The organism is Tardiphaga sp. 813_E8_N1_3, assembly GCF_051811025.1.
Classification (GTDB): Bacteria; Pseudomonadota; Alphaproteobacteria; order Rhizobiales; family Xanthobacteraceae; genus Tardiphaga.
Genome location: NZ_JBPWQE010000001.1, coordinates 5,460,780 through 5,476,256 on the forward strand (window position 1 = coordinate 5,460,780; position 15,477 = coordinate 5,476,256).

At 61.7% G+C, this 15,477-nt stretch carries 15 protein-coding genes and 1 tRNA gene; 9 read left to right on the forward strand and 7 right to left on the reverse strand.

What is annotated here, in order from left to right:
- The first annotated feature begins 109 nt into the window (after positions 1-109).
- The 3 genes from AB8A33_RS25800 (at position 110) to AB8A33_RS25810 (ending at position 3,147) form a co-directional block, all read left to right on the forward strand.
- Positions 110-1,519: an adenylate/guanylate cyclase domain-containing protein gene (locus tag AB8A33_RS25800; protein WP_439095391.1), complete on the forward strand. Its 1,410-nt coding sequence runs from the start codon at positions 110-112 to the stop codon at positions 1,517-1,519.
- A gap of 157 nt (positions 1,520-1,676) precedes the next feature.
- Complete coding sequence (locus AB8A33_RS25805; protein ID WP_439095392.1) at positions 1,677-2,156, forward strand: TerB family tellurite resistance protein; 480 nt, start codon at positions 1,677-1,679, stop codon at positions 2,154-2,156.
- Positions 2,157-2,367: 211 nt separating this feature from the next.
- Positions 2,368-3,147, forward strand: a complete 780-nt coding sequence (locus AB8A33_RS25810) for an SDR family NAD(P)-dependent oxidoreductase (RefSeq protein ID WP_439095393.1) — start codon at positions 2,368-2,370, stop codon at positions 3,145-3,147.
- Positions 3,148-3,261: 114 nt separating this feature from the next.
- Here AB8A33_RS25810 and AB8A33_RS25815 read toward each other — a convergent pair.
- Positions 3,262-3,337, reverse strand: a tRNA-Ala gene (locus tag AB8A33_RS25815).
- A gap of 196 nt (positions 3,338-3,533) precedes the next feature.
- On the opposite strand from AB8A33_RS25815, the gene AB8A33_RS25820 reads away from it, so the two are divergent.
- The 3 genes from AB8A33_RS25820 to folD are packed head-to-tail and all read left to right on the forward strand — an operon-like array spanning position 3,534 to position 5,068.
- Positions 3,534-3,824 (forward strand): YggT family protein, encoded by a 291-nt coding sequence (locus tag AB8A33_RS25820; RefSeq protein WP_068737841.1) that lies wholly within the window; start codon positions 3,534-3,536, stop codon positions 3,822-3,824.
- 15 nt (positions 3,825-3,839) lie between these two features.
- Positions 3,840-4,187 (forward strand): DUF167 domain-containing protein, encoded by a 348-nt coding sequence (locus AB8A33_RS25825; RefSeq protein ID WP_439095394.1) that lies wholly within the window; start codon positions 3,840-3,842, stop codon positions 4,185-4,187.
- Positions 4,184-5,068, forward strand: a complete 885-nt coding sequence (gene folD / locus AB8A33_RS25830) for a bifunctional methylenetetrahydrofolate dehydrogenase/methenyltetrahydrofolate cyclohydrolase FolD (protein ID WP_439095395.1) — start codon at positions 4,184-4,186, stop codon at positions 5,066-5,068. The genes AB8A33_RS25825 and folD overlap by 4 nt, the downstream gene beginning before the upstream one ends.
- Here the strand turns inward: folD and AB8A33_RS25835 are convergent.
- From AB8A33_RS25835 to AB8A33_RS25845, 3 genes are all read right to left on the reverse strand, one after another.
- On the reverse strand, positions 5,065-6,546 hold the full coding sequence (locus AB8A33_RS25835; protein ID WP_439095396.1) for a M20 family peptidase: 1,482 nt from the start codon (positions 6,544-6,546) through the stop codon (positions 5,065-5,067). The genes folD and AB8A33_RS25835 overlap by 4 nt on opposite strands.
- Positions 6,547-6,577: 31 nt before the next feature.
- On the reverse strand, positions 6,578-7,117 hold the full coding sequence (gene ppa, locus AB8A33_RS25840; protein WP_149529430.1) for an inorganic diphosphatase: 540 nt from the start codon (positions 7,115-7,117) through the stop codon (positions 6,578-6,580).
- 103 nt (positions 7,118-7,220) lie between these two features.
- Positions 7,221-7,730, reverse strand: coding sequence for a GNAT family N-acetyltransferase (locus tag AB8A33_RS25845; protein WP_068737851.1), 510 nt, complete (start codon positions 7,728-7,730; stop codon positions 7,221-7,223).
- 281 nt (positions 7,731-8,011) lie between these two features.
- Here AB8A33_RS25845 and AB8A33_RS25850 point away from each other — a divergent pair, with 281 nt between their 5' ends.
- On the forward strand, positions 8,012-8,905 hold the full coding sequence (locus tag AB8A33_RS25850; RefSeq protein ID WP_439095397.1) for an alpha/beta hydrolase family protein: 894 nt from the start codon (positions 8,012-8,014) through the stop codon (positions 8,903-8,905).
- Between the two features lie 22 nt (positions 8,906-8,927).
- Positions 8,928-9,350 carry a thiol-disulfide oxidoreductase DCC family protein gene (locus AB8A33_RS25855; RefSeq protein WP_439095398.1) on the forward strand — a complete coding sequence of 141 codons (423 nt, stop codon included), beginning with the start codon at positions 8,928-8,930 and terminating at the stop codon, positions 9,348-9,350.
- A gap of 239 nt (positions 9,351-9,589) precedes the next feature.
- Here the strand turns inward: AB8A33_RS25855 and AB8A33_RS25860 are convergent, their stop codons facing one another.
- On the reverse strand, positions 9,590-10,828 hold the full coding sequence (locus AB8A33_RS25860; RefSeq protein ID WP_439095399.1) for a flavin monoamine oxidase family protein: 1,239 nt from the start codon (positions 10,826-10,828) through the stop codon (positions 9,590-9,592).
- 93 nt (positions 10,829-10,921) lie between these two features.
- Here AB8A33_RS25860 and maiA point away from each other — a divergent pair, with 93 nt between their 5' ends.
- Positions 10,922-11,587, forward strand: coding sequence for a maleylacetoacetate isomerase (maiA, locus tag AB8A33_RS25865; protein ID WP_439095400.1), 666 nt, complete (start codon positions 10,922-10,924; stop codon positions 11,585-11,587).
- 245 nt (positions 11,588-11,832) lie between these two features.
- On the opposite strand, the gene typA is transcribed toward maiA, so the two are convergent.
- Both typA and AB8A33_RS25875 read right to left on the reverse strand, forming a co-directional pair.
- Positions 11,833-13,656, reverse strand: coding sequence for a translational GTPase TypA (typA, locus tag AB8A33_RS25870; RefSeq protein ID WP_439095401.1), 1,824 nt, complete (start codon positions 13,654-13,656; stop codon positions 11,833-11,835).
- Between the two features lie 243 nt (positions 13,657-13,899).
- Complete coding sequence (locus AB8A33_RS25875; protein ID WP_439095402.1) at positions 13,900-15,468, reverse strand: alkaline phosphatase D family protein; 1,569 nt, start codon at positions 15,466-15,468, stop codon at positions 13,900-13,902.
- Positions 15,469-15,477 lie beyond the last annotated feature (9 nt).

Below are 15,477 nucleotides of genomic sequence, written 5' to 3' on the forward strand. Positions count from 1 at the left end.
CTTCAGCACGCCCTCTTGCGCGCTCATGGCACATGGCGGAACGACAAGTTGAAGCGCTGCGGCAAAGCCCTGCCTTGGACGCAGCGGCTATTTGGCCTAAACTGAAGCCATGAGTGATATTCAGGCACAATTCGCGACATTAAACCAGACGATCGATCCCGCCGTGGCGGATGCGATTGCGCAGCTGATCCGCGATGGCGCGGACCACGAACTCAATCGTATCAACGTGCTGGATTTTGCGGCACGCCGCGGCCTGAACGAAGAGCGCGTCATTTCCGGCTTCCTACATGCCTCCCGCCTCGGCCTGTTCGACTTGACCTGGAATGTGCTGTGCCCGGGCTGCAGCGGCGTCCTCGACGCCCACAGCACGCTGAAATCGCTGCGCCATGACGACTACCATTGCGGGCTCTGTGCCTGCGGCTATGAAGCGTCGGTTGACGAGCAGGTCGAGGTCGCGTTCACGGTCGCGCCGCGCGTCAGGCATATCGCTGCACACGACCCCAATACGCTGCCGCTCTGGGAATATTTCAAGCAGGTGTTCTGGAGCTCCGGCGTCGATCTCAACCAGGAATCGTTTGCGTCACTCACCGATGAAGTGACGCTGGACGCAATGGAACTGCCGGCGCATGAAAAAGCGGTGATGTCGCTGCACTTGCCGTCGGAGTTCGTCATCGTGTTCGAGCCGGTAACCCATGCCGCGCAGTTCATTGACGTGCAGGGCGAGCCGACCAAGGAACGACAGCATCTGTCGCTGATCTATAACCGGCAGCATACACCGACCGGCACCATCACACTGCAACCCGGACCGTTGCGGTTATCCCTCGAAAACCAGACCGAGGTGCGCGTGCTGCCATCGGTATTTGTCGCGGCCGAGGGCCTCCACCACCTGATCGGCAAGCGCAAGCCGTTCCTCACGGCCAAGCGGATACTCACCAACCAGACCTTTCGCGATGTCTACAAGGCCGACAATCTCAATATCGATCAGCGACTGAAGATCACCTCGCTGACTTTCCTGTTCACCGACCTCAAGGGCTCGACCGCTCTGTACGAGCGCGTTGGCGATCTTGCAGCCTTCGATCTGGTGCGCGCGCATTTCCATGCACTGCTGGAGATTATTGCGTCAGAAGCTGGTGCCGTCGTGAAGACCATCGGGGATGCCGTCATGGCGACCTTTACGCGGCCCGAACAGGCGCTGGCTGCGGGTCTCCGCATGCGCACCGCGATGGAGCGATTGAACGAGGAGCGCGGCACCAAAGACCTCGTGGTCAAAATTGGTATCCACGAGGGACCCTGCCTTGCTGTGATGCTGAACGAACGGCAGGATTACTTTGGCCAGACCGTCAATATCGCTGCCAGGGTGCAGGGCCTGTCAACCTCGCAGGCGATCCACGTCACCAGCCCGGTGATATCGGCGCAGGCAGTGGAAGCCATCCTGCGGAAGGCTGAAATCACGCCGATCCAGAAGCATGCGGCCTTGCGCGGTATCGCCGACAAGATCGTGGTCTATGAAATCCCCTGACATGAGTCCCGGTAAACTGCCGATCGTCTCAATTGTTACTTAACTGTCATGAGTGCTTCGGGAACCCGGCCGCATTGCGCGCGTTCCATTTCCGCGCCACAAAGCACGAGCGCTTTCGCCGCATGGCGGGCTTCTCGATCATCTGGTTCAAAGAATAATGCTGGAAAAACTGCGCCAATTCATTGCCGACGTGGTGTCTCCCGATGCGCACGGAAATCAGGCATTCGACGATACCGGTTTCCGTCTCGCCGCCACAGCACTGATGCTTCACGTCATCTCGCTGGACGGTGAACCCACAGCTATCGAGAAAGCCAAGTTGCATAGTTTGATCGAGTCGCGTTTCGAGCTCGATCCCGGCACGGCTGACAGGCTCATCTCGGCTGCCACGCTCGTCGAAGGCGAGGCCGTCGATCTCTATCACTTTACAAGCGTCATCATGCGCGTGGTCGATGAGCCCGGTCGTGTCCGTCTCGTCGAGATGATGTGGCAGCTGGTCTATGCTGACGGCCGCGTCAGTGAGTTCGAGGAAAATGTGGTCTGGCGCGCAGCCGACCTGCTCTCGGTTTCATCACGTGACCGGATGGAGCTCAAGCGACGCGTGGCGGGCGGTACAGCCACAACGGATACAACTGTCTGAGCAGGCGCAGCCGGACCGGCAAATGACAGCACCACGACGCATAACCAAAGTTTAATGCGCGGTCCCCGATAATTCATGCCACTGCTACGCATTCGGGAACCGAAGGCCACGCGGTATTCCGGTGGTCATTCCGGCTTGCACATCACGGGTATCCCTATTACGCCTGTAGATGCATGCAAATCGTCCTCACGTATTTCAAGAGTACCTTATTGTGACTGAGCGCGTGACGTTGATAACCGGGGCCTCGGCCGGAATTGGCGCCGAACTCGCCCGCGTCTTCGCCGCGAACAAGCATCGCGTTGCACTGGTTGCGCGCCGTGCCGAGCGTCTGGATGCGCTGGCTGCTGAGATCATGGCCGCAGGCGGCGCGACCCCCGTCATCATTCCCTGCGATCTCGAACAACGCGACGCCTGCGCCCAGATCGCGGCTGCCCTCGCTGCTGCCAATGTCGAAGTGGAGTACGTCGTGAACAATGCCGGCTTCGGCATGTTCGGTCGCGCGATCGACATGGACCGCGACCGGCAACTCGGCATGCTTGAGGTCAATGTGCGCGCACTGACAGATCTGTCGCTGCGCTTTTCCGAGAGCCTGATCCGCAACAAGGGCGGCATTCTCAATCTCAGCTCGATCGCGGGTTTTTTGCCGGGTCCCGGAATGGCCGTGTACTACGCCAGCAAGGCCTATGTGCTGTCCTTCACCGAAGCACTGCGCCAGGAGCTCGGCTCCAAAGGTGTGCGCGTGACCGCATTGTGCCCCGGTCCGGTGCCCTCGGAATTCCAGGCGCGCGCCGGATTCACGCCGGGCCTCGACTCGGCCATCCTCAATGTTTCGGCGGCCGACGTCGCCCTGCTGGGCTATCAGGGTCTGATGGCCAACAAGCGCACGGTTTTCCCCGGCCTCGGCATCAAGATCGTGCCACTGCTGCTGCGGCTTTTTCCGCGCGGCTTCATCGCGGGGGCGGTGGCAAGGTTGCAGTTGAGACGGGTGTGACGAGATCGAGCGCCGTCATCAGGCGTGCAGGGATGTCAGTTTAAATTTTGGAGTTCAGTCCGTCTTCGCCCTGCGGGCTTCGCCGGGCGCCACACGTAGCCACTTGGCGAAGCGTGGTGGAGCCAGGCGGGATCGAACCGCCGACCTCGTCATTGCGAACGACGCGCTCTCCCAGCTGAGCTATGGCCCCGATACGAACCGGGTCGCGGAGGCGATCCGGTCAGCAATCGGCGCCATTTACAATCCCCGTTAACGGCAAGTCAAGAACGTCGCAAAAGCGCGGTTTTCCAGCACTTTTCACCCGGAACTTCCCTTGTTTGAGGGGCGCTGAACCGATATTTAGCGGACAGTCGAATCCGCGACCTAACCCGCGAGCCATCCCCGCCATGCGCGCCGTTCTCGATATCGTGCTGATCATTCTCGATCTCTATGTCTGGCTGCTGATCGCCTCGGCGATCCTGTCCTGGCTGATCGCCTTCAACGTGGTCAATACCCGCAACCAGTTCGTCTCCGCGATCGCCGAATTCCTGTTCCGGATCACCGAGCCCGTGCTGGCGCCGATCCGCAGGATGCTGCCGAGCCTCGGCGGTCTCGATATCTCGCCGATCATCCTGATCCTGATCATCATGTTCCTGCAGCGGGTGATCACCTACTACATCTATCCCAGCGTCTTCTGATCGGCCGCCGGGTTCGTGGCAGATCCCTGGCGCTACGCGACTGACGGTGTCAGCATCGCCGTTCGCGTGACGCCGCGGGGTGGCCGAGACGACATCGACGGGATCGAGACCATGGCCAATGGCCGTTCGGTGGTGAAGGTGCGGGTGCGCGCCATCGCCGAGGGCGGCGAAGCCAACCGCGCCGTGACCGAACTGCTTGCCAAGCGGCTCGGCGTGCCGAAGCGCGATGTGCGCGTGCTGTCCGGCACTACGTCGCGCGTCAAACAGATCGCGGTCGATGGCGACCCGACGAAACTGGGCACCATACTGCGCAGTATCACTGCAGCAATGCCCGACGACACAGACGACAGGAGCGACACATGACCGTCAGCATCATCGATGGAAAGATCATTGCCGCTGAATTGCGTGGCCGCGTTGCCGCTGAAGTCGCGCGCGTCAAAGCCGAACATGGCGTGACGCCTGGCCTCGGCGTGGTGCTGGTCGGCAGCGATCCCGCCAGCGAAGTCTATGTCCGCAGCAAGCACAAGCAGACCCAGGAAGCCGGCATGGCCTCCTTCGAACACAAACTGCCGGCTGACGTCGCCCAGGCCAATCTGATCGCGCTGGTGCAGAAGCTGAACGCCGATCCCACCGTGCACGGCATTCTCGTGCAGCTGCCGCTGCCGAAGGGGTTCGACACCGACGCTGTCGTCAACGCCATCGATCCCGCCAAGGACGTCGACGGCCTGCACCCGACCAATGCCGGACGTCTCGCCAGCGGCATGCCCGCTTTGTCGCCCTGCACGCCGCTCGGCTGCATCATCCTGACCAAGAGCGTGCACAAATCACTCGAAGGCATGAATGCCATCGTGATCGGCCGTTCCAATCTGGTCGGCCGTCCCTTGGTGCAACTGCTGCTCAATGAAAACGCCACGGTGACTATCGCGCATTCGAAGTCCCGCGATCTCGCCAAGCTCTGCGCGCAGGCGGATCTCGTCTATGCGGCAGTAGGTCGCCCTGAAATGGTGCGCGGTGACTGGATCAAACCCGGCGCGACCGTGATCGATGTCGGCATCAATCGGCTGCCCGGTGCCGAAGGCAAGACGCGCCTCGTCGGCGACGTGGCCTATCAGGAAGCGCTGAAGACCGCAGGTGCCATCACCCCGGTGCCCGGCGGCGTCGGTCAGATGACAGTCGCCTGCCTGCTGGTGAACACGCTGCGCGCGGCCTGTGCGATTCACAAGCTGGCGGCACCCGCAGTTTAATTGGCCGTATTCTCGATCAGCCGCTGATAGAACCGGATCATGTCGGCGTAATTCGCCACGCTCAGCCGTTCATTGGTGCCGTGAAAACGTTTGAGGTCTTCCGACGTCGCGCGCACCGGCGAGAAGCGGAAGATGTTGTCGGTGACATCCGTATAGTGCCGGGAGTCGGTCGCCGCGACCATCAGGCCCGGCGCCACCAGCGCATCCGGGAAGATCTCGCGAATGGTCTGATTAAGCGCGCGATAGGACGAGCTCGCCGTGCCCGTCACCGGAGGCGGATCGGTATTGCCGGGGAACGGCGCGATCGAAATCTTGTCGTTACTGACGGCGTTGCGCACGTGCTCGGTGACGCTGGCCTGGGTATCGCCGGGCAACAGCCGGAAATTCACCGTTGCCTCGGCATTGCCCGGCAGCACATTGTCCTGCTCGCCGGCCTTGAAGATCGTCAGCGCCGTGGTCGTGCGCACCGTTGCCTCGGTCGGGCCGCTTTTCTCGAATTCACGCAGCAACAGCGGCTTGAACAGCCACAGATTGGACAGCACCACGCGGTTGAAGCCGCTCATCTCCGGCGCGATCGTGTCGAACATCTCGCCGACGGTGCCGCGGATCTGCATCGGCAGCCGCTTGTTTTCGAGCTGCGCCAGCGCCGCACTCATCATGCCGATGGCCGTCTCGCGCGGCGGCATCGACGAGTGACCGGGCGTGCCATGCGCGGTCAGCACCAGCGTCGCATAGCCCTTCTCGGCCACGCCGATCAGCGCCATTGGTTTGTCGAGACCCTTGAGAATCCCCTCGGTGATCAGCAGGCCTTCATCGAGCACGAAATCGAGCTTCACCCCGCGCGACTTCAGCAACGCTGCAATGGCCCGCGCGCCGCGCGTGCCGGAGACTTCCTCGTCATGACCGAAGGCGAAATAGATCGTGCGCTTGGGGCGGAAGCCCTGTTTGGCCATCGCCTCAGCGGCCTCGAGGATTGAATACAGATTGCCCTTGTCGTCCCACGAGCCGCGGCCCCAGATGAAGCCGTCGGCGACGACGCCCTTGAACGGCGGCTGCTGCCAGTCCTTCTCGGTGCCCGGCGCGACGGGCACCACATCCTGATGCGCCAGCAGCGCAATCGGCTTCAAGGCGGGATCGCTGCCTTCCCATGTGTAGAGCAGGCTGTAATCGCCGACCACTTCGCGCTTCGCCGCCGCATGAAAGGCCGGGAAGCTCGCCACCAGATGAGCCTGCATGGCGCGCAGTGGTTCGGCGGCCTGATCGGGATTGAGGAAATTGGAGATGGTCGGAAAGCGGATCGCCTCTGCAAGTCGCTCTGCGGCCGCCTGTTCATCAATGGGCGCTTTCACCGCCGCGGTCACCTGCAGCTGCCGCGATCCCCCGCTGAAGGTCTTGACGAGAACCACACTCGTAAGCAACAGAACGGCCGCGATGACAATCAGCGCGGCCGTTCGGAGCAGTTTGATCCATCGGCGCATCGGAAGTCCCCTTCTGCTACGCCGGTCTCTGTTACTTGGTCTTTGCCGCCTTGGCGCGCTCGATCCCTTCGAGGATCAGGCGCTGCGCGTCGGCGGCATCGCCCCAGCGCACCACCTTCACCCACTTGCCGGGCTCGAGATCCTTGTAGTGCTCGAAGAAGTGCTGGATCTGCTGCAGCGTGATCTCAGGCAAATCGCTATAGTTCTTCACCTTGTCGTAGCGCTGGGTCAGCTTCGAGGTCGGCACCGCGATGATCTTCTCATCGAGACCGCCTTCGTCTTCCATCAACAGCACACCGACGGGACGCACGCTCATCACCGCGCCCGGCACGATGGCCCGGGTGTTGGCGATCAGCACGTCGCAGGGATCGCCGTCGCCGGACAAAGTGTGCGGGATGAAGCCGTAATTCCCCGGGTAGCGCATCGGGGTGTAGAGGAAGCGATCGACGAACAGCGCGCCGGATTCCTTGTCCATCTCGTATTTGATGGGCTCGCCGCCCACCTGGACCTCGATGACGACGTTCACTTCATGCGGCGCCTTGGCGCCGAGCGGGATTGCGTCAAGACGCATCAAACACTCCAGATTTCATAGGACAGGTTGCGACAGGCGTAGCCGAGCGAGAGCCCGGATTCAACGCCTGCGAGACCAGAAAATCATGAACCGGCTTAATGGCTTAATTCGTCCAGGCGAATGCCACTTTATCGAGCGATTTTGCGCCGAAACGCTCCGAGGAACGGGCCACCATGCGGCCGCCCAGAGCGCGGTAGAACTCCGTCGCGCCCTCATTGTCCGACAGTGCCCAAATCACCATGCTCTTCAGCCCGCTCTGCACGAGGTCGCGCTTGGCGGAGGCGAACAGGCGGCGGCCGAAGCCGAGGCCCTGGAATTCCGGACGGAGGTAAAGTTCGTAGATCTCGCCTTCGAACTGCAGGCTGCGGGCGCGGTTGCGACCGTAATTGGCGTAGCCAGCGACCTTGTCGCCGAAGCACAAAACGCTGACGCGGCTGCCCTTGCGGATCGCCGAATCCCACCAGCCGGGACCGCGGCGGTTGATCAGCTTTTCCAGTTCGGGACCCGGGATGAGGCCCTGATAGGCCGCGCGCCAGGCTTCGTCATGGGTGGACGCCACCGCGGCTGCATCCGCAGCTTTGGCCGGCCGAACCTCGATCAGGGTTGTGCTCATGGACGGGATCAAAGCAAGTCGGCGGGCGCTCTTCAAGGTCCATCGTTAATTATCGGTTAACGTGTGGATTTTCAGCATCAGTTTACCGAAAGAGTTGTATCGAAAAAGGACAGAGCTGCATCCCATGCGCGCCGAACGCCATGTTTTCCACTGTTAGCATTTATCGGCGCGAGTCATGTCGCAGTTGCACACGGGTCTCGATGTGCACAACTGCACCGATGTGATTCGCGGCGTATAGAATGGGGCAGGCATTGCGTCCGCACGAAAGCCCCCGAGCGCCTATGAAATACGTCCAAGCGCTTTGCCTGCTGGCTGCATTGCTCGGAAGCGCGGCTCCAACCGCGGCCCAGACATCAGGCGCGCAGGGCCCAGAAGAAGCGCCGCATCGTCGGCAGCTCTGGTCGGTGCCATCGCCCGATCCAAATACCAGTTCCCGCGCCGTGCTGTTTCGCCCGCCCGGCAACGGCCCATTCCCGCTCGCTGTTATCGCGCATGCCACCACGCAGAATGCGCTGCGCCGCGCGCAGATCCCGCAACCGGAATATCGCGCACTGGCCTCCTGGTTTGTTGGGCGTAGCTATGCCGTGCTGGTGCCGGAACGCCCCGGCCATGGCTTAACCGGCGGGCACTATCTGGAAGACCAGGGCGGCTGCGACAATGCCGACTATCTCAATGCCGGCCGCGCGACGGCGGATAGTATCGGCGCGGCGATGACAGAGATGCGCAAACAACCCTTCATTCGTAGCGACGGCACGATCGTCGTCGGCCATTCCGCGGGCGGCTGGGGCGCACTGGCCATGGCCGGCACCAACCCATCGGGCGTCAGGGCGATCGTTGCCTTTGCACCGGGACGCGGCGGCCATGCCAATGACAGGCCGTATGACGTCTGCGCGCCGCAGCGCCTGATCGCCGCAGCTACAACCTTCGGCAAGACGGCGCATGTGCCCGTGATCTGGCTCGTCGCGCACAATGACAGCTATTTTTCGCCGGACTTGTCACGCCAACTCGCCGACGCATTTCGCAAAGGTGGCGACAAAATCGATTTCAGCGAACTGCCAGACTTCCGAAGCGAAGGTCACTGGCTTGCGGAGAGCGACGGCGGTGACGACATCTATGGTGCCACGCTGGACAAGGCGCTGAAGACGATCGCAGCCACGCCGGCAAAGACACGATGACGCGCAAGCCGGTACGACTGGAATGGACACCGCAGTGACCGAGCCCTGGCCCGATGACGACATCATCCTCTATGACGGCGTCTGTATCTTCTGCTCGCGCTGGATCCAGTTCGTCGCCAAATGCGACACCGATCATCGCTTTCGCTTCACCCCGATCCAGTCCGACTATGGCAGCCGCCTCGCCCGCCATTTCGGCATCGATCCCGCCGATCCCGACACCAATGCGGTGATCCATGGCGGCGTGGCCTACCTGCAATCCGACGCTGCACTGACGGTGCTGGCGAACCTGCCCGGCTGGCAATGGGTGCGCGTGTTGTTCGCCGCGCCGAAGGCATTGCGCAATCCCATCTATAATCTGATTGCAACGAACCGCTATCGCATCTTCGGAAAGACCGAGGCGTGTATCGTCCCGGATGCGGGGATGCGGGCAAGAGTGATTGAATAAACGACGGGGAGACTTCTAGTGGCAATGATCAGAGATTTTGTTGAACGCCCTATGGAGAGAAATTCGATCCACGATGAGATAGAAGCAAAGTACACAATTTTCGAACGAGACGGTCGCAGCTTCGTGCAGATCGATACATATGGACGCACAGGCCGGGAGATGCCTGAAAAGAAAAGTCAATCGATCCAACTAGATCGAGACGCTGGGCTAGCGCTGATCGGAATTCTGCAGCGCGCATTTCATACAGATTGACGTACCTCCCTCGCCGCCCTCTCTCCGCTCTCCCGCGCCCCGTGGGCCGTCGAGAAGAAGTTCGGCGACGTTGCCTCGCCCGCAAAAAACAACTTGCCATCCACTGGCGCAGCGAGCACGGCCCGCGCATCGGCATGGCCGGGCTTTGCAGCCGAGTAAGCGCCTTGCGCAAAGCGGTCGTGGCCCCAGCGGGATTCCGCGAGCGGCGTGAGCTTGCTGCGGATGTCCGAGCCGAGCAGCGCGACGATCTCGTCGACGCTCTGTGCGGCGAGCGCGCCGTCGCCGGCATCTTCCAGCTCGCGCGCGAAACTTCCGCCGAAGAAGCCGGCGATACAGGGACGGCCGGAGGGACGCAGATGGAAACTGCCGACACCGGTGCGCAAGGCGGCACCACGCAAGCCGATGTCGAACGGCCACTTGTCGGCATCGGCGAGCGCCAGCATCACCTTATTGTCGGCGCCGAGCGGCAGGCCGGTGGCGACATCGACCTTGCCGGGCAGCGGTGGTTCGAAGCGGATGTTTTCATTGGCGATGAGATTGGTCGGCACGCAGACGATCACTTTCGCTGCACTGAGCGTGCCGCGCGATGTTTCGATGCGGATGCGCGCTCCGGAATGATCGATCACAGTGACTTCGGTGCCCAGCGCCACAGGGCACCGCGCGCCATAGGCCGCGATCAGCGCGCCGTAGCCATCGGGCAGCCGCCAGTTAACTTCGGTGTCCTCATAGGCATCCATGTCGTGCAGCGAGACATCCTTGAGCTCGAAACCGTTGATATAGGTGGAGACCGCGTCAATCATCGGATTCCACGGATTGCCGGGCTCAAGGCAGGTCGCAGCAGGCGCATCGACGGGATTTTCGGCGGCCTCTTCGGCGCGATCGTAGAAAGCATCGATCGCGGCGAAGAACTCCGTGCGCTTTGCCTTGGAGAAAGCGGCGTCATAGGCCTGATCGCGCCACGGCGGGCGCGTCTTGTCGACGGCGAAGCCGAGATCTTTCGCGATGCCGACGAAATCGTTCTTGTCGGCGGAGTGCAGCCATTCGCAGCCGAGATCGAAAGGAATGCCGGGCGCCGCCATGATGGTGTGGGCACGGCCGCCGATCCGGTCACGCGCTTCCAGCACGATCACGGAGAGCCCGGAACCTTCCAGCGCACGTGCGGCGCCGAGGCCGGCAGCGCCGGCTCCGATGATGGCGACATCTACTTCAGAAGGCAGTCTGGTCATCGCGTCGGTATTCACAGCGGATGGGAAACGGGTGACAACGGGATAAAGGCTTGCTTGAATTATTCAAGCCACCGCGGCTCTTGGAGAAAATGCATGACAGCCCCACGCGATTTCGAACTTTACGGCTTCTGGCGGACTTCGGCGACCTATCGCGTCCGCGTCGCGCTCAACTTGAAGGGATTGGAAGCGCACGAGCGCGTGATCGACCTCGACAAGGGCGAACAGCGCGGCGACGCGTTCCTCAAGATCAATCCGCTCGGCGCGATTCCGGCCCTGATCGAGCCCGGCCACCTGCCGCTGACGCAGTCGCTGGCGATCCTGGAATTCCTCGACGAGATCCATCCGAGCCCGCCGCTGCTGCCAGCCGATCCGCATGGCCGCGCCCGGGTGCGCTCGATCGCCGCGATGCTGGCCGCCGACACCCATCCGCTCATCACACCGCGTGTGCGCAAATATCTCGCCATCACCGCCGGCTTTGACGACGCCGCAGTGCGCGCCTGGCTGGTGCACTGGTTCACTACGGGCCTCGCCGCCGTGGAAAAGCGCCTCGCCAGCGAGCCCGCCACCGGCCGCTTCTGTCACGGCGACGAGGTGACCATTGCTGACATCTGCCTGCTCAGCATCACCGCGACCATGAAGGTGCTGAAGATCGAGATTGCAGGCATCCCGACCATCGATCGTATCGTCGCCACCTGCGAGGCGATGGAGGCGTTTGCGAAGGCCGATCCGTTGAAGCAACAGGGGGCGCCGAAGGGGTAGCTACAAACTCGTCGTTCCCCGCCGCTGCAATTGCAGCGACTGAGAGCGCGTGCTCAGCATAGCTGAGGGAGCGAACCTCAGCCACTCCAATTGGAGTGGCGGGGAACCTCGATGTAGTGAGAACTCCACTTCGAGATTCCGGGTTCGCCCGCGCAAGAGGCGCGGTCGCCCCGGAATGACAGTGCAAAATAAAAATGCCCGGCTTTCGCCGGGCATTTCGTAACCAGCCAAAGAAAACTCGTCGCTTACGCGATCACTTCCTTGGTCTTTTCGGCGCGCTTGCGGTCGTTGGCATCGAGATGCTTCTTGCGCAGGCGGATCGACTTCGGGGTGATCTCGACCAGCTCGTCGCTCTCGATATAGGCCAACGCCTTTTCCAGCGTCATGCGGATCGGCGGCGTCAGGCGAACCGCTTCGTCCTTCGACGTGGTGCGGATGTTGGAGAGCTGCTTGCCCTTGAGAACGTTGAGTTCGAGATCGTTCTCGCGGGTGTGCTCGCCGATGATCATGCCCTTATAGACCTTCCAGCCCGGCTCGATCATCATCGGGCCGCGATCTTCCAGCTTGAACATGGCGTAAGCAACCGCTTCGCCCTGGTCGTTGGAGATCAACACGCCATTACGGCGGCCAGCGATCTCGCCCTTATAGGGCAGGTAGTCGTGGAACAGGCGGTTCATGATCGCGGTACCCTTGGTATCGGTCATGAGTTCGCCCTGATAGCCGATCAGGCCGCGGGTCGGAGCGTAGAACACCAGACGCAGACGGTTGCCGCCCGACGGACGCATCTCGATCATCTCGGCCTTGCGTTCGCTCATCTTCTGAACGACTACGCCGGAGAATTCCTCATCGACGTCGATGACGACTTCTTCGACCGGCTCGAGCGTGTTGCCGTTCTCGTCCTTGGTGAGAACCACGCGCGGACGCGACACCGACAGTTCGAAGCCTTCGCGGCGCATGTTCTCGATCAGGATCGCGAGCTGCAATTCGCCGCGACCAGACACTTCCATCGCATCACGATCGGCGGATTCGACGACCTTGAGCGCGACATTGCCTTCGGCTTCGCGCAGCAAGCGGTCCCGGATCAGGCGGCTGGTGACCTTGTCGCCTTCGGTGCCGGCGAGCGGCGAGTTGTTGACGATGAAGGACATCGACACGGTCGGCGGATCGATCGGCTGGGCCTGGATCGGAATTTCAACCGACGGATCGCAGAAGGTGTCGGCGACAGTGCCCTTGGGCAGGCCGGCGATGGCGACGATGTCACCGGCTTCGGCGAGTTCAACTGGCTGACGCTCAAGACCACGGAACGCCAAGATCTTGGTGATACGGCCGGTTTCGACGACCTTGCCATCACGCGACAGCACCTTGACACTCTGGTTCGGCTTGACCGAACCGGCCGAGATGCGGCCGGTGATGATGCGGCCGAGATAGGGGTTGGCTTCGAGGATGGTTCCGAGCATGCGGAACGCACCTTCTTCAACCACCGGCGGCGCGACATGCTTGATGACGAGATCGAACAGCGGCTTCATGCCGACGTCATGCGACGCGTCCGGGCTGTCGGCCATCCAGCCGTTGCGGCCTGATCCGTACAGGATCGGGAAGTCGAGCTGATCGTCGGTGGCGTCGAGCGCTGCAAACAGGTCGAACACTTCGTTGACAACTTCGGTGATGCGGGCGTCCTGACGGTCGACCTTGTTGATCGCGACGATCGGTTTGAGGCCGAGCTTCAGCGCCTTGCCGACCACGAACTTGGTCTGCGGCATCGGGCCTTCAGCAGCGTCGACGAGCACGATCACGCCATCGACCATCGACAGGATGCGTTCGACTTCACCGCCGAAGTCGGCATGGCCTGGGGTGTCGACGATGTTGATCTGGACATCATCCCACAGCACCGAGGTGCACTTGGCGAGAATAGTGATGCCGCGCTCTTTTTCGATGTCGTTCGAATCCATCGCGCGTTCCTGGACGCGCTGGTTATCGCGGTAGGTGCCCGACTGCTGCAGCAGCTTGTCGACGAGGGTCGTTTTGCCGTGGTCAACGTGGGCGATGATAGCAATGTTGCGAAGGTTCATAGGTCTTCTTCTGGTTACGGTCTGGGTGCCCTTAAGCGGGTTCAACAAGACATGCTCGACAAAAGGCCAGATCAATTAGAGTTGGGCCTTGCGCTCGAGCGCGTTCGATAACTGCCTCGTCTGAAAACGCGCTGGGGCAATCCCTCCAAAAGCAAACCCGGCCAGAAGGGGCCGGGTACTCGGACGCGTTGCGGCGCAATATAGGGGGAAATCGCCGAAAAACAATGCGAATCTGCCAAATGGTTAGCCCAATTTCGGGTCCAGAACCGTGGCCCAAAGGGCCATATCGGCCCGATCTCGCAAGGTAACGGTCATTTGGCCGCTTTGGCCGTCGATTTTGACGTGGCCGAAGAACTGCATGCCGGCCGACGGGGGCAAATTCTGCTTGTCGGGCCCCGGCGCCTTCACGAAACGGACCTCGGGACCGAAGGTATTGTCGAGCGCCGCCGGCCCGAAAGTTCCCGCGTGAAACGGGCCCGAAACGAACTCCCAGAACGGCTCGAAATCCTGAAACTGGGCCTTCTCCGGACTGTAGTAATGCGCCGCCGTGTAATGCACGTCGGCCGTCAGCCAGACCGTGTTGCGGATCCCCGCCGATTTGATGAAGCGCAGGATATCGGCAATCTCCAGCTCGCGGCCCCGCACTGGGCCGTCGGCCTGCGCGATCGCTTCCGAGCCCTTCTTGTCGGCGGCATTGTCATAGACGACGAGGCCGATCGGCATGTCGGAGGCGATCACCTTCCAGGTCGCCTTCGACGCCATCAAGGCGCGCTTCAGCCAGGCCATCTGCTCCGGGCCGATGAAATACGCATCGGGACCATAGGTCTCCTGCAGGTTCGGGCCATTGGGGCCGCGATAGCTGCGCTCGTCCAGCATGAAGACATCGAGATGTGGACCGTAGTTGAGCGTGCGATAGACGCGTCCGGGTTCGGTCGGGTTGACCGAGATCGGATACATCTCGTGAAAGGCACGGGCGCCGCGCGCGGCCAGCAGCGTGATGTCGCGCTCTTTGTAAGATGACGGCAACTGCTTCGATGAGGACCAGTTGTTGGTGACCTCGTGATCGTCCCACTGGCCGAAGATCGGCACCTGCGCATTGAAGGCACGAACATTGTCGTCCAGCAGATTGTATTTGTGCGCAGCGCGGAATTCGTCGAGCGTCTCGGCGACCTTCGCCTTTTCCGGCACCGTAATGGTGTTTTTCCAGATCGTGCCGTCCGGCAATTTTGCTTCGGGCAGGATCGGGCCGTCAGCGTAAATCGTGTCGCCGGAATGGATCAGGAAATCCGGATTGTGCTTGCGCATGGTGGCGAAGGTGACCATGCCGCCGTCATCGGCATTGATGCCCCAGCCTTGGCCTGCGACATCGCCGCCCCAAACAAAGGACACATCGCGGCGATCCGCCGGCGCGGTGCGGAAGCGGCCGATCACGGGCTCGCCGACGATGTCGGTATGCGAGAGATCGCAGAATTTGACGCGGTAGAAGATGTCCTGCCCGGCCGGCAAATTATCGAGCAGCAGCTTCACCGTGAAATCGGTTTCAGGCAGCGCCCTGACGACAGGCAACATGCGCGCATTGCTGAAGGATTCGGTGGTGGCGACTTCCACTATCATCTGCGCCGGGCGATCGGCGCGCGACCAGATCATGCCGCTGCTCGTCCCGACATCGCCGGACTGCACGCCATGCGATACGGCCGGACGATCCGCCGCGCGGCTGAGGTAAGGCATCGCCAGGAAGCTTGCGCCTGCTGCAGCTGACTGCGTGAGAAAACGACGGCGGGAAATACGTAATACCGAAAACTTGTACGCCATGGCGAACTC

Coding starts and splice junctions, on each gene's coding strand:
- AB8A33_RS25875 (WP_439095402.1), bottom strand. CDS start 15,468: ATGGCGTACAAGTTTTCGGTATTACGTATTTCCCGCCGTCGTTTTCTC.
- AB8A33_RS25805 (WP_439095392.1), top strand. CDS start 1,677: ATGCTGGAAAAACTGCGCCAATTCATTGCCGACGTGGTGTCTCCCGAT.
- AB8A33_RS25835 (WP_439095396.1), bottom strand. CDS start 6,546: ATGCGCCGATGGATCAAACTGCTCCGAACGGCCGCGCTGATTGTCATC.
- AB8A33_RS25800 (WP_439095391.1), top strand. CDS start 110: ATGAGTGATATTCAGGCACAATTCGCGACATTAAACCAGACGATCGAT.
- AB8A33_RS25850 (WP_439095397.1), top strand. CDS start 8,012: ATGAAATACGTCCAAGCGCTTTGCCTGCTGGCTGCATTGCTCGGAAGC.
- AB8A33_RS25860 (WP_439095399.1), bottom strand. CDS start 10,828: ATGACCAGACTGCCTTCTGAAGTAGATGTCGCCATCATCGGAGCCGGC.
- AB8A33_RS25820 (WP_068737841.1), top strand. CDS start 3,534: ATGCGCGCCGTTCTCGATATCGTGCTGATCATTCTCGATCTCTATGTC.
- folD (WP_439095395.1), top strand. CDS start 4,184: ATGACCGTCAGCATCATCGATGGAAAGATCATTGCCGCTGAATTGCGT.
- AB8A33_RS25855 (WP_439095398.1), top strand. CDS start 8,928: ATGGACACCGCAGTGACCGAGCCCTGGCCCGATGACGACATCATCCTC.
- typA (WP_439095401.1), bottom strand. CDS start 13,656: ATGAACCTTCGCAACATTGCTATCATCGCCCACGTTGACCACGGCAAA.
- ppa (WP_149529430.1), bottom strand. CDS start 7,117: ATGCGTCTTGACGCAATCCCGCTCGGCGCCAAGGCGCCGCATGAAGTG.
- AB8A33_RS25845 (WP_068737851.1), bottom strand. CDS start 7,730: ATGAGCACAACCCTGATCGAGGTTCGGCCGGCCAAAGCTGCGGATGCA.
- maiA (WP_439095400.1), top strand. CDS start 10,922: ATGACAGCCCCACGCGATTTCGAACTTTACGGCTTCTGGCGGACTTCG.